This window comes from Pseudarthrobacter sp. TRD_SC_9 (genome assembly GCF_055361265.1).
On the sequence record NZ_CM143956.1, the window covers coordinates 1900246 to 1914259 of the forward strand.

Below are 14014 nucleotides of genomic sequence, written 5' to 3' on the forward strand. Positions count from 1 at the left end.
CATCAGGCGATCCGGAATTTCTGGCAGTCGTTCTGGAGGGTGCTGTACTGGCGCAGCTTGGCACCATCGGCGGTTTGGCAGCCGTCCAGGTCCAGTGACTTTCCCGTGAGAGCCGAGACAATGCGGGTAGTGCCATCTGCAAGCGGGACCAGTCGCCACGATGCCGTCTGATCGCACGGGCCCTGGATGACGTCGGCGCCATCAGCCGAGGAGCCACCGCGGATGCCAAGGCAAAGGGTGGGGGCGGACCGGGGATGGATGTGGACCGTGCCGGCGGCCGCCGCTGAGAATGTATATGCCTGGCAGTTGGAGCCAAGGTATTGCCATTGCTGCAGGACTTCCCCGGCGGCTGTGCTGCAGAAGGGGATGTCGAAGGATTTTCCGCTGTGCGCGCTGAGGACAGCGCGTTGACCCACGGGCCGGATGGACCACTGCTGGCAGGCGTTGCCGAGTGATTTCCACTGGCGGACGTCGCCGCCGGCAACTGTGCTGCAGTTTGACACGTCGAGCACCTTGCCGTTGGCTCGGTTGCCGAGCGTCAGGAACCCGTCTGCCGTTTCGGTGGGCAGCCACTGTTGGCACGCGTTGGCGAGCCAGGACCACTGCCGCGCATCAGTTCCGTCTGCGGTGCCGCAATTTGCAGAGTCAAGCACCTTCCTGGTGGCGGCATTCACCACCCGGTAGTACCCGTCAGCAGTGGAATCGAGGGTCCAGTTGGTGGCGCCGCCGACGGGCCCGCATGTCTCCTGGACCACGTTTCCACCGTCGGCCGTGGATCCGCCGGCCACGCCCAAGCAGAGCCCGCTGTTGCGGTTTACCACCTCGAATGAGGCACCTTCCACAGCTGCCGTGATGGGTCCGCGTTCGCCGGAGGGCACGCTCAGGGCAGTTCCCGTAGCCACAGGCTGGCCGAAAACCGGTTCCCCGGCCGCGTCCCAGGTCAGCTGCTGGGCGCGGGCGGAACGTTCGCGGCCGCATCCGCCGTCGGCACGGGCGTTGCCGTGGTAGAGGTTCCAGGTCTGGGTGCCGTCCGGTGAGGTGAAGAAGTCGTTGTGGCCCGGCCCGAAGACGCCGTTTGCCTTGGAGAAGACAGGGCCGGAGCTTTTGTTCCAGGATGAGGAGAGCACGGGGTCGCCACCGGTGTAGCGCAAAGTACCCAAGGAGTAGTCCTCAGTGTTGCAGGAGCTGGCGGAGAATACGATCCAGGTTTTTCCGTCTTTTTGCAGCGGGACCGGGCCCTCGTTTACGGGCATGCCGATCCTCTCCCAATCGGCGGTGGGCTGGGACAGGACGTTCAGTGGGCCCGTAGCTGACCACGGCGTTGACATCCGCGCAATGTAGTTGCTCTGCAATCCGTCCGGAGCAAACATGGACCAGGTCACGAACAGTTCGCCATTGAGCTCCATGTAGGATCCGTCGATGTTCCAGGCATCGGTTGGGATGGGCTTGCCCTTGTAGCTGTAGGGGCCCATCGGGTTGGTGGAAGCACTCTCGATGACCTGTATTTGCTGGAGTCCGTTGCTGCCCATCGTGTACATGAGATACCAGCGTGGCCCATTTGGTCCGTTGAGAAGTTTGAGTTCAGGGGCCCACATGGTGCCGTTGCGGCCCGGAGTACTGTCTGAATACACGGTGACGGGTTTGGCAGTCCGAAGCCCGTCGAGAGTGGGCGCCTTGCGCATCTCAACGCGGTTGTTCCAGGTGGTGGCAACCATGTAGTAGTTGCCTTGGTAAAACTCAATGGTGGGATCTGCGGCGTCTGGGACAAGCGGATTGGTGAATTGCGCCTCACCTATTGCGGACGCTTGCTGCGTTGGGGCTGTGATGACACCGCAAACGGTCAGTAGGATCAGCGCCAGGGCGTACAGCGTGAGGTGGCGGGCTCGTAACATAAAGAACTCCTTTGATCTTTTAGCGGGACGGGCTAGGAAGTGATGCGGAAAGTCGCGTCTTCGCGCTCTGCAACGGATGACGACGTCGAAACCGGCTCGACGTACAACTGGAAGTTCCGGTGCCGGATAACACGGTCCGGAAAGTTGAAGGATCCGAACGTGGTCCAGGCTGGATCTGCCAGCCCGGCGCGTTTGGTGAAGGTCGCGTCGCGGGCGAACAGTGAGGATCCGTCGTTGCGGGCCAGGACCAGCCCAAATCCGGAGTGGCGAAGAAAAAGGCCGGCGTCTGTGACGGAGCGGAAGGATACGGCGGAGCTGTCGGCCAGCCCCGGAGCGAGGACAAACTGGGAGTCGGTGAACGGGTCCAGAGGGTAGGCGTCGATACGTGCCACTGAATCGCGATGCCGGATAAACCGGTCAGGGAAGTTGTACGACTTCATTCGGTTCCACTGCGGAAGGCCCCAGGCAGCGACGAGGTTTGTGTATTCAACGGCCGAGATGGGCTGGATGGTGGCGTGCTTGGAATTGATCGGCTGCGTGTAGAGGCGGCGGGAAAGAGGTGTCCACAGGTCCTGCGCGATGTCTGGAGACTCCCACACGATGAACGTTCCGTTGACCGGGGTGTACACGTCGCCCCATAGGTACCAGGTACGGCTTGTGACGGATCGGACGATGATAGGGGCTTCGGTGAGTCCGGGACCGGCATAGCCTCGCGTGTATGTCCCGCCTTCGAAACCACGCGGCGCGAGGGTTCCTTTGGCACCGAAAAGCTTGTTGTCCCGCTTGTAGTAGAGATAGGGCGTGGTGCCATCCATGTGCAGAGTGGCATCAATGATGGGGACGCCGCCGTCGAACCACTTCTCCTGGGAAGAAAACGTGCGGAAATCCGTCGTGTAGTTGACGAGAATCACGTCCTGAGTTCCGTCGTGGGCCGAATAGACCAAGCCATACTGTCCGCGCGCCGCATCCCAAAATGCTTCTGGAGCCCAGGAATGTGTGGGAAGGCTGTGCATTCTCACACGCCGGTATCCCGTGAAGCTGCGGAGGTCGACAGAATCCCAGATGTGGATGAACTGGTTCTGCTGGGTGAAATCAAGTCCGTTCAGGTCTGTAGCGAGTACGACGAAGGTACCGTCCTGCTTCCGGAAAATAAACGGATCCCGTAGGCCCCGGGTGCCATCTGTTGGATAGACGACGGCAGCATTCTGATTCAGCGGCTGCCACTCCAGGCCATCAGAACTGACCGCCAGATGCAGGCCGTAGTCATTGCCCAGGCCCATCGGCGACTCCGTGAAATAGCCCATGACGAAGGCGTCGCCTGGGGCCGCTGCTGCATGAACTGACGGCGCCAGTGTTGGCAGCGCGACCGCAGCAGCAGCACCGGCGAGAAGAACGAAAGCGCGGCGGGACAGGGGTGTGGAATTAGCAGACAATTTGTACCTCTCAGAGGTTGCCGAAAAGTGGCGCGACTGGGTGTGTGTTCACTGCTCAGATGCAGCGGGTTGGTTACGGGCGACGTCCCGGATAGGGGCGGCAACGAAACCGCTCCTCAAATAGAATCTGAACTTCTTTGTCCGAGATACCGAAAATTGTTAACGCTCACATCTTGGTGTTCCCCGAACTTTACGGACGCTTTGAACGATGTGTCAAGGGTCACTTTCGCGCGGATTTTATTGTCAACAGACTTGACCATCTGCGAACAAAAATCAGCACAACAAACCCCAGATGAGGAAGTATTGGCGGGAATCCTCAGTCGACGGGTGCACGTCAGTGGGCATTGTTCACGCGCTTGAGGAGGGCGCGGGGAGTGCCGTGACGGCGGTTCGTCTTGGCGCGGCCCATCCGCTAGTATTGATAGCTGGCCGTGCTGTGGTTCCGGAGGAATTCTTCCGGTGCGGGCAGGCCATCCCATTCATACCTGACAGCTGGCAAAATCCAGTTGTGCGAGCAAAGGCCCCATTATGAAGTCTGATACCCACCCGAAGTACGAAGCTGTTGTTTTCAACGACCTGGCTTCCGGCGTCAAGTTCCTGACCAAGTCCACCGTGTCTTCCAAGAAGACCATCGAGTGGGAAGACGGAAACACCTACCCGGTCATCGACGTCGAAATCTCTTCCGAGTCCCACCCGTTCTACACGGGCAAGCAGCGCATCATGGACTCCGCAGGCCGCGTCGAGCGCTTCAACGCTCGCTTCAAGGGCTTCGGCGGCAAGAAGTAAGTTACTTCTCCTCCAAGCTTTTAAAGAAGCCCGCACCGTCCCCGGTGCGGGCTTTCTTCGTTAACGTGGACGATGCGATGCAGCTGTGCACATGGGGCAGGATGGAGACATGATTCCTGAAGTTCCAGAAAACGCCCCGGCCCGCCACGGTGAGTACAAAGTCCCCGGCGGCAAGCTGGTGGTAGCGGATTTCGATGTCGTTGCCGGACGGCTGGCGGGGGTCTCCATCAGTGGCGACTTTTTCCTGGAGCCGGACGAAGCGCTGCCCGCCATCAACGCCGCGCTGGAAGGACTGCCCGCCGAATCCGCCCCGGGAGAGATCGCGGCGGCAATCTCCGGTTCCCTGGGGAGCGAAACCGTGATGTTCGGGTTCTCGCCCGAGGCTGTGGCTGTGGCCATCCGGCGCGGCCTGGCGAAGGCTACCGGCTGGGCTGACCACCAATGGGAAGTCATCCCGCCCACGGTCCTTCCCACGCACTTGAACGTCGCCCTGGATGAGGTCCTCACAGAGGAGGTCGGGGCAGGCCGGCGCAATCCCGCTCTGCGGTTCTGGGACTGGGAAGAGCCATCCGTGGTGATCGGCAGCTTCCAGTCCTACCGCAACGAAGTCCAGCCCGACGGCGTGGCGCGGCACGGTATTACGGTGGCCCGCCGGATCAGCGGCGGCGGCGCCATGTTCATGGAGGCGGGCAACTGCATTACTTACTCGCTCTACCTGCCCCAGACGCTCGTTGACGGCATCAGCTTTGCGGACTCCTACGCCTTCCTGGACGCCTGGGTGATGGCAGGCCTCAAGGAGCTCGGCATCACAGCCTTCTACGTGCCGCTCAACGACATCGCTACGGAGCAGGGCAAGATCGGCGGTGCCGCACAGAAGCGGTTGGCCAACGGCGGCATGTTGCACCACGTCACCATGAGCTACGACATCGACGCGAACAAGATGGTCGAGGTTCTGCGGATCGGCAAGGAGAAACTCTCAGACAAGGGGACCCGCAGTGCGAAGAAGCGCGTTGACCCGTTGCGCCGGCAGTCGGGTCGCTCCAGGGCCGAGATCATCGCCGCCCTGCAACAGGTGTTCACCGAACGCTACGGCGCAGTGGAGACAACGTTGGGTGAAGCGGAGCTGGCGGCAGCCCGGCAGCGGGTCCAGTCAAAGTTTGCCACCGAGGAGTGGCTGCACAGGATTCCCTAAGCGGCGTCCCGCGCCTGGGCCCGGAGTGCACGCAGCAGGTGGCTGCGCTGTTCCACGATGATGCGGCGCAGGGCGGCCGGGGCGGAACGGTGCTCATCCAGCCAGGCGTCCGTCTGTTGGACCACCGCATGCTCCAGGGGATCCTGACCGGGCAGCAGCGAAGGTCCGGACGGGTACAGCCCGCGGACAATCCGGCTGGCGATCTCGATGCTCCGCTGCTCCCAGATGTCCGCGATGGCCGCGAAGTAGGGGCCGATGAACGGCGCCAGCAGCTCCGGAACAGCGGTGTTGAATCCGGCGATCGTGGCGCTCAGCAGCTGGTTGGACAGTTCGGTTTCCACGACGGCGGCACGCCAGGCCGCTGCTTTGACGTCGGGGTTAGGGCGGGCCGCCAACGCCGTGGTGTGCCCTGCGCGGCCGGATGCGCTGTTGTCACGGGCGAGCTCGGCATCAAGTTCCTCCTCGCTGGCTTCTCCTTGCGCAGCCAGTGCGTGAAGCAAAGCCCATCGCAGCTCTGCGTCAACTGTGAGCCCGTCAACGGTGTCCTCGACGTCCAGCAGGCTGCGCACCAGCGGCAGTTCCGCTGCTGTGTGCCGGCTGGCTGTGGCTAGGGCCCGCGCCCAGGCAAGCTGCTGGTCTGATCCCGGCCGGGCCTCTCGGAGCCGGCTGGCGGCTAGAGAAGCAAGGTCTGCACGGAGCTGCGGCCGGTTGGCAGCTGAAGCATAGTGTTCGACGGCGGCGGAGGCGTTGTCGAGGACGTTCAGCAGGACTCCCACGCCGGACTCGGACGCAGCGAAGCGGGCTACAGCATCCAGGTAGAGACCGGCGGGGGAGACGGCGTCGCGGGTTGAGTTCCAGAGGGCAGTCCAGCAGAGGGCACGGGCCATTGGGTCCTGCAGGCGGTCCAGGGACGCCCGTACCGTCTCCTCGGAGTGCGGGTCCAGTCGGACTTTGGCATAGCTGAGATCGTCGTCATTGACCAAGAGCAGGGCAGGCCGTGCTGCACCCGCCAGTTCCGGAATGACAGTCCGCACACCGGTAACATCCGTTTCGATGCTTCGCGTCCGGACCAGCGCGCCGTTCGCGTCGGCGTTGTACAGCCCGATGCGCAGCCGGTGCGGGCGGAACTCATCCCGTCCCGTGACCGGGTCCACGGCGTCCTGGACGATGGCCACTTCACGGTACGTCCCGGCGTCGGACGTGATCTCTGCATGGAGGGTGGAAATCCCGGACGTCTGCAGCCATTGCCGGGACCAGCCGGCCAGGTCGCGGCCCGAGGACTTGCTGAGCGCCTCCAGCAGGTCCGTCAGCGTGGTGGTCCCGTAGGCGTGGTCGCGGAAGTACTGTCGGGCGCCCGATATAAAGGCATCAAAGCCGACATAGGCAACCAGTTGTTTCAGGACCGACGCGCCCTTGGCGTACGTGATGCCATCGAAGTTCTGCTTGGCCGCTTCCAGGTCCGGGATATCCGCGACGATGGGATGCGTCGTGGGCAGTTGGTCCTGGACATACGCCCAGGCTTTGCGCTTGTTGGCGAAGTTAACCCAGGCGGTATCCCAGTCCGTGGCGCGGTCCACGCCCAGGGTTCCCATGTAGTCGGCGAACGATTCCTTGAGCCAGAGATCGTCCCACCACTGCATGGTCACGAGGTCGCCGAACCACATGTGTGCCATCTCGTGCATCAGGGTGTTGGCACGCGCCTGGTACTGGGCATCGGTGGCCCTGGACGTGAAGACGTAGCTTTCGGTGAAAGTTACCAGTCCCGGATTTTCCATGGCGCCCAGGTTGTACTCGGGAACAAAGGCCTGCTCGTATTTTCCCCAGGGGTAGGGGTAGTCGAACAATTCATTGAAGAACGCGAGCCCGCGCTTGGTGAGGCTGAAGAGTTCGTCGGCGTCAAAATGCTTGGCCATGGACGTTCGGCAATACAGGGCCAGAGGCACCTCCAGCCGGGTGCCGTCGTCGAGTGTGACGCTCCAGGAGTCCTCTGCCTTGTAGTACGGCCCGGCCAGCACGGAAGTGATGTACGTGGACATTGGCAGCGTTGTCTCAAAATCCCAGCGTGTGGCGTTCGGATCGCTGGTTAGGGGAGTCCGCTTCACTGCAGCGCCGTTGGAGGCAACCTCCCAGCCGGCCGGGGCAGTGACGTGGAAGGTGAATTCTGCCTTCAGATCCGGCTGTTCAAAGTTGGCGAACACCCTGCGGGCGTCAGCGGGTTCGTACTGGGTGTACAGGTAGCACTGGCCGTCCGCGGGATCGAAGAACCGGTGCATGCCCTCGCCTGAGCGGCTGTAGAGGGCCGTTCCGGTGACGGTCACCTGGTTGTCAGTTTGCAGGTTGGCCAGCCGGACCCGGGCCCCGTCTACGGCCTCCGCCAAGTTCAGTTCCTTACCGTTGAGAAAGACACTGTGGATGTCCCCGTTGATGAAATCGAGGAACGTTTCAGCGCCCGGCTCTGCTGCGGAGAAGTCTATGATCGTCCGGCTTGCATACCCGGTGACGTCCGGATTCTCAGCGTTACGGACGTCAAGGGAGACGTCGTAGCTGTGCGTGGTGATCAGGGTGGACCGGTGCGCGGCTTCATCCCGCCGCAGATTCTCAGATGACACCCCGCTATCTAATCATGTGCCCTGACCTGTAATACCCAGGGCGGCGGCCAGTCCCAACAGCGCCAGCAGCAGCCAGGACAGCAGCGCCGCGGCCAGCGCGGGCAATCCGGTGTGCAGCAGGGTGCGGATCCGGACAGCTGAGCCCAGGCCGAAGAGCGCGGCGCCAAGGAGGATGTCCTGCAAGATGGCGCCGGCCTCCAGCCAGCCGGCAGCCAGCACCCCGGAGGACCGCAGCGCCACCATGAGCAGGAAGCCGACGATGAACAACGGCACGATGGGCGGCAGCTTTACCGGCCCGGACAGCACGGCTGCGTCCGGAAGCTGTTGATGATGCCGGGCCGCACGCCTGGCCATAAGCCGCTGTTCCAGTCCGGCGGCAGCGATCACGGGTGCCAACAGCAGCACCCTGGTGAGTTTGACGACGACGGCGACGGCAAGCGCCGCTGTACCGGCTGTTTGCGCCGTGGCGACTACCTGTCCCACATCATGAACGGAGGCGCCCGCCCAGGCGCCAAACGTCGCGGGGTCCAGGCCCAGGGGGTGCATCAGCAGCGGCAGCGCTCCGATCGCGAGGGTACCGCAAAGCGTCACGAGGGCGACGGGGAGCACGGTGTCAGCCTGCTTCATCCTGCGGGCATCGGCCATGGCGCCGATTGCGGAAGCACCGCAGATGGAGAAGCCTGTAGCGATGAGCAGGGACACCGGAGGAGCAAGCCGGAACAGCCGGGCGATGACGTAGGTACCGCCAAACCCGGTAAGGACGATGGCGGTGATCAGGCCCAGGGATGCCCAACCGAGATTCAGCACATCGACGATTCCGACTTTGAGGCCAAGCAGCACGATCCCGCCGCGCATCAGGCTTTTTCCGGCGAAATCCAGGCCCGGCCGGGCCCGGCCTGCAATCAGCCCAGCCGTGGGGGGCACGTTTGCTGCCAGCAGACCCAGGGCAACAGCGACGGTCATGGCGGGCAGGGCCGGCACCGCCGCGTGGACGGCAAATGCCGCCACCAACGACAGCGCCGCGCAGGCAAGGCCAGGCAGCAGTCGGGGGGTTCCTTGGTGGCGCACTCACCTACTTTGCAGTACCGCGGGCGTAATCACGAACTCCGGGAGGAACGGCCAACACGCCACAAGGGGCGAGGGTAATGATTTCGAAACAAAAGAATGATTGGCTAAGAGGCATGTCAGACCTTTTCCAGGATTACTCCGAGGCCGCCGGCAAAAGCGGCGCCTATGACGAGATGTTCGCCGCGGAACAGCAGGCCCGGCCCTCCTACACCCAGGTTGCGGATGCCCTGCAGAAGCTGTCCCTGTCGGACGTGACTGCCCGGGCCGATTCGATGGCGCGGACCTTCCTGGACCGTGGTGTGACTTTTGATTTTGCCGGCGAGGAACGGCCCTTTCCGCTGGACATTGTGCCGCGGATCATTCCCGCCGACGAATGGGATGTGCTGGAACGCGGCGTCGCGCAGCGCGTCCGCGCGCTTGAGGCATTCCTCAACGATGTCTACGACAAGATGGCCGTGGTTAGCGACGGCGTCATTCCGCGGCAGCTGATCACTACCAGCGCCCACTTCCACCGTGAGGTGCACGGCTTCGAACCCGCAGGTGGCGTTCGGGTGCATATTTCCGGGATCGACGTCGTTCGCGATGCTGCCGGCACCTTCCGGGTCCTTGAAGACAACGTGCGGGTACCGTCCGGCGTCAGCTACGTGCTCGAAAACCGGCGCGCCATGGCCAAGGGCCTTCCGGAAGCCTTCGGCCAGCAGCTCATCCGTCCCGTGGAAGAGTATCCCCGCCGGCTCCTGTCCGCCCTGCGCAAGACCGCGCCGTCCGGCGTCGACGATCCCACAGTGGTGGTCCTCACCCCGGGTGTGTTCAACAGCGCCTACTTCGAACACACCCTGCTGGCCGGCCTGATGGGCGTGGAGCTGGTGGAAGGGCGTGACCTGATCTGCCGCGGCAACCGCGTCTACATGCGCACCACAGCGGGCGAGCAACGCGTAGACGTCATTTACAAGCGCATCGATGACGAGTTCCTGGACCCGTTGCAGTTCCGCTCCGACTCCATGCTGGGCTGTCCGGGGCTGGTAAACGCTGCCCGGGCCGGGGGAGTGACTATCGCCAATGCCGTCGGGAATGGCGTGGCAGATGACAAACTCGTCTACAGCTACGTGCCGGAACTCATCAGGTACTACCTCAATGAAGAGCCGGTGATTGCCAACGTGGACACCTACCGGCTCGAGGAGAAGGAGGCCCGGGAATTCACCCTGGACAACCTTGCCGAACTTGTCGTCAAGCCTGTGGACGGTTCCGGCGGCAAGGGCCTGGTGATTGGTCCCGACGCTTCCCGCACCGAACTTGATGAGCTGCGTCAGCGGATCATCGCCGATCCCCGTGGCTGGATTGCCCAGCCCGTCCTCCAGCTTTCCACGGTTCCAACGCTTGGCGGAGACAGGTTCGGGCCGCGCCACGTAGACCTGAGGCCCTTTGCAGTGAACGACGGCGACGACGTCTGGGTGCTACCCGGCGGCCTTACCCGGGTGGCACTGAAGGAAGGTTCGCTGATCGTAAACTCCAGTCAGGGCGGTGGTTCAAAGGACACCTGGGTCCTGGCGGGCTCGCCGCAGGTGCCGGTCGAAACGGTGCCGCGCCAATCCATAGCTGTCCGTGAGCGGGTCTCCGTCTGGCCTGTGGAGAGCAACTGGCGCGACCGCCAGTCGGAGCAGCAGCAGTGATGCGCTGTTTTGGCCGGATCGTTCCCTTTTCGAATTTTTCTGCACCATTCGGTGCAGTTGCGGACACGCAGGAGGTTGCCAGGAATGCTTAGCCGTATCGCCGAGTCCCTTTTTTGGATCGGCCGTTATGTCGAACGGGCGGATGGCACTGCACGCATCCTGGACGTCCACCTCGAACGGTTGAACCACCTCCCCCTGGAAGAGCGCCGGGCAGTGGCCCAGGAGCTCCTGGCTGTGATGGGCGCGCGCCCGGACAGCGCAGATTTCGGGTTACCTGAACTGCTCCACGCCTTGGCTTATGACAAAACCAGTGCCACCTCCATCGCCGGCTCCCTTGGGGCCGCCCGGGAGAATGCCCGCCGGGCGCGGGAAACTGTCTCATCCGGCCTCTGGGAGAGCCTCAACACCACCTACTACGGCCTGAACCAGCACCGCAAGGATGTGGTGGGCACCTACCGCTACTGCAACTGGGTACTGGAACGCACGGCCATGGTCAGTGGCCTGGCCGACACCACGGTCAGCCATGACGAGAGCTGGCTGTTCCTGGTCTTGGGCCGGTCACTGGAGCGCGCGGATATGACAGCACGCATGCTCAGCACCCGGGACGTCCTCAGCGCGGGCATGTCTTGGGTGAATATGCTGCGTTGTGCCGGAGCGTACGAGTCCTTCCTGCGGACCCGCCGGGCTGCTTTTGGCGACCAGCACGCTGCGGAGTTCCTGCTGCTGGACCGGCTGTTCCCGCGCTCCATCGTGTACGCGCTGCGCGATGCCGACGAATGCCTGGCCAAGCTCGATCCGTCCGCCCAACGCGTCGGGTTCATCAATGACGCCCGCCGGATTGTGGGCCAGGCGCGGACCTTCCTGGAGTTCCACCGGACGGACGACCTCATGTCCGAGCTGCCAGAGCACATGGAGCGCGTGCAGAAGGCAGTGTCGCAGGCGTCCGACGCCATTTCCCGTAAGTACTTCAATCAGGCCGACGAGCTTGCCTGGGTGGGAGAAGTTTCATGACCCGGCTGAGTATCCAGCACAGGACCACGTACAACTACAATAAGCGCGTCACGCTTTCCTACAACGAGGCCCGCATGACACCGTTGTCGGACGCCCAGCAGGTAGTGCTTGAGTCCCAGGTGAAAGTTTCACCGACGCAGGCGGCCGTCAGCAGCTTCAAGGACTATTGGGGCAGCCGCGTCACCACCTTTGATATGCAGATGCCGCACGACCACCTGGACGTCCTCTCCAGCATTACCGTCGAGGTGCACCGTACCGAGAAGGCGCCCACCCCGGCGGATCTGGTGGACTGGGACGTCATCCATTCGGCGGAAACCGCAAACCAATTCAGCGACTGGATACCGCAGTCACGGCTGAGCGCCCCGGGTGAAGAGGTGCTTGCCATTGTTCCAGGCGTCGTGGCGGGCAAGGCCCCCCACGATGCCGCAATGGCTATTTTTGAATGGATGCGCGGGGAAATGACCTACATGTCCGGATCCACCGCCGTCACCACCAATGCCGAGGAAGCCTGGGGACAGCGCCAGGGGGTTTGCCAGGATCTGGCACACCTTGCCATCGGTGCCCTCCGCAGCTGCCGGATCCCTGCGCGGTATGTGTCCGGTTACCTGCATCCGCGTTCGACGGCGGAACTCGGCGAGACGGTCGCGGGCCAGTCGCACGCGTGGCTGGAGTTCTGGGACGGGGCCTGGCGCAGTTGGGATCCCACCAACCACAAGCCGGCCGGAGATTTCCACGTCACAGTGGCCCGTGGCCGCGACTATCGCGACGTGCCGCCGCTGAAGGGGATACTCTCCGGTGGTGGCGGCTCGGCGCTGAGCGTCTCTGTTGAGATCACCCGGTTGGCCTAGCTGTATGTAGCGGAGGACGTGCGGGAAGGGTCTACCAGGGGCTGGGCTTGTAGTCCTTCAGGAAGACGCCGTACTGGTCTTCGCCATCCTCGCCACGGACGATCGGATCGTAGACACGCGCGGCGCCATCCACCAGGTCAAGCGGGGCGTGGAAGCCTTCTTCCATGAGCCGGACCTTGGTGTAGTGCGGCCGTTCGTCTGTGATCCAGCCGGTGTCGACGGCGGTCATCAGGATGCCGTCCGACTCCAGCATCTCCTGGGCGCTGGTGCGGGTCATCATATTCAAGGCGGCCTTGGCCATGTTCGTGTGGGGGTGGCCGGGACCCTTGTAGGCGCGGGAAAACTGGCCTTCCATGGCGGAAACATTAACGATGTATTTGCGGCGGGCTGTGGAACGCTTCATGGCCGCGCGCAGCCGGCTGACCAGCAGGAACGGAGCGGTGACGTTGCAGAGCTGCACTTCCAGCATCTCAAGGGGGTCCACCTCATCCACCACCTGGGTCCAGCTGTTGATGTCGGCGAGGTCCGGCACCAGGCCGCCGGCGTCGATGGCGTTCCCTGCCGCGATCCGCTCCAGCGACGCCGATCCCGTGGAAAGAGCCAACGAAGTGATGGCATCGCCGGCCAGAACCGGGTGGTCCGTGACACTGCTGGCCAGGGCCAGCGGATGCTTGTCGTGGGCATGGCCGAAAGTTACCAGTTCCGGGCCACCGTTCGCGGCCTCCAACGTAGCGGGAAGCGGCTCATCTTCCGCGTCCACCAGCGGCTTATACGCATTGCCGCTGCGCCGGACCGTCTGCGCGGCGTTGTTGATGATGATGTCCAGCGGGCCGACGGCGTCCAGGGAGTCGGTCAGCGCCATCACCTGGGACGGGTCACGGAGGTCGATCCCGACGATGCGCAGCCGGTGCAGCCATTCCCCGCTGTCTTCCATGGCGGCGAACCGACGCGCTGCATCCTTGGGGAACCGGGTAGTAATGGTGGTGTGCGCACCATCGCGAAGCAGCCTCAGGGCGATGTACATGCCGATCTTCGCCCGCCCGCCGGTGAGCAGCGCCCGGCGGCCCGTTAGGTCTGTGCGGGCATCGCGCTTGCTGTGGCTGAACGCTGCACACTCTGGGCACAGCTGGTGATAGAAGGCGTCAACCTGCGTGTAGTGCTGCTTGCAGATGTAGCACGGCCGGGCCCGGATGAGGTGACCCGCAACTGCACCACTGGCCGATGACTCCAGCTTGTTGCCACGTGTTTCATCATCGATCCGGTCAGGGGCCGCTGTGGCGGTACGGGCAAGCACCGCCCGGTCCGATTCTGCGATTTCATCCCGCTTGGTGACACGCCGGTGCCTTTTCACGGCCTTAAACATCTTGCCGGTGGCGCGACGCACGGAAACGTAGTCGGGATGCTCCTCGTCATAGACGTGGATGGTATTCAGGACTTTCAGGCAGGCCTGAATTTCCTCGGGAGTCAGATCGGGGGAGCTCATTGCCCCCATTTTACCCGTTGGG

General features: G+C 63.2%; 10 protein-coding genes. 5 read left to right on the plus strand and 5 right to left on the minus strand.

What is annotated here, in order from left to right; translation table 11 throughout:
• Nucleotides 1-2 precede the first annotated feature (2 nt).
• Nucleotides 3-1892 carry an RICIN domain-containing protein gene (locus ACWA13_RS08890; protein WP_463937756.1) on the minus strand — a complete coding sequence of 630 codons (1890 nt, stop codon included), beginning with the start codon at nt 1890-1892 and terminating at the stop codon, nt 3-5.
• A 32-nt stretch (nt 1893-1924) separates the two neighbouring features.
• A complete protein-coding gene (locus ACWA13_RS08895; protein WP_463937757.1) occupies nt 1925-3325 on the minus strand; it encodes an AbfB domain-containing protein in 1401 nt (466 codons plus the stop codon).
• Nucleotides 3326-3853: 528 nt separating this feature from the next.
• Here ACWA13_RS08895 and ACWA13_RS08900 point away from each other — a divergent pair.
• Nucleotides 3854-4111, plus strand: a complete 258-nt coding sequence (locus ACWA13_RS08900) for a type B 50S ribosomal protein L31 (protein WP_024365679.1) — start codon at nt 3854-3856, stop codon at nt 4109-4111.
• A 109-nt stretch (nt 4112-4220) separates the two neighbouring features.
• Complete coding sequence (locus tag ACWA13_RS08905) at nt 4221-5303, plus strand: lipoate--protein ligase family protein (protein ID WP_463937758.1); 1083 nt, start codon at nt 4221-4223, stop codon at nt 5301-5303.
• Here the strand turns inward: ACWA13_RS08905 and pepN are convergent.
• Entirely contained in the window at nt 5300-7912 is a 2613-nt protein-coding gene (pepN, locus tag ACWA13_RS08910; protein ID WP_463937759.1) for an aminopeptidase N, read from the minus strand. The genes ACWA13_RS08905 and pepN overlap by 4 nt on opposite strands.
• 12 nt (nt 7913-7924) lie before the next feature.
• Nucleotides 7925-8980, minus strand: a complete 1056-nt coding sequence (locus tag ACWA13_RS08915) for a YeiH family protein (RefSeq protein WP_463937760.1) — start codon at nt 8978-8980, stop codon at nt 7925-7927.
• 113 nt (nt 8981-9093) lie between these two features.
• Here ACWA13_RS08915 and ACWA13_RS08920 point away from each other — a divergent pair, with 113 nt between their 5' ends.
• The 3 genes from ACWA13_RS08920 (at nt 9094) to ACWA13_RS08930 (ending at nt 12509) form a co-directional block, all read left to right on the plus strand.
• Entirely contained in the window at nt 9094-10650 is a 1557-nt protein-coding gene (locus tag ACWA13_RS08920) for a circularly permuted type 2 ATP-grasp protein (RefSeq protein ID WP_463937761.1), read from the plus strand.
• An 84-nt stretch (nt 10651-10734) separates the two neighbouring features.
• Nucleotides 10735-11661, plus strand: coding sequence for an alpha-E domain-containing protein (locus ACWA13_RS08925; protein WP_463937762.1), 927 nt, complete (start codon nt 10735-10737; stop codon nt 11659-11661).
• Nucleotides 11658-12509 (plus strand): transglutaminase family protein, encoded by an 852-nt coding sequence (locus ACWA13_RS08930; protein ID WP_463937763.1) that lies wholly within the window; start codon nt 11658-11660, stop codon nt 12507-12509. The genes ACWA13_RS08925 and ACWA13_RS08930 overlap by 4 nt, the downstream gene beginning before the upstream one ends.
• Nucleotides 12510-12540: 31 nt before the next feature.
• Here ACWA13_RS08930 and ACWA13_RS08935 read toward each other — a convergent pair whose 3' ends face one another.
• The gene (locus ACWA13_RS08935) at nt 12541-13992 is read right to left on the minus strand and encodes an SDR family NAD(P)-dependent oxidoreductase (RefSeq protein WP_463937764.1); all 1452 of its coding nucleotides are present in this window, start codon (nt 13990-13992) and stop codon (nt 12541-12543) included.
• Nucleotides 13993-14014: the final 22 nt, after the last annotated feature.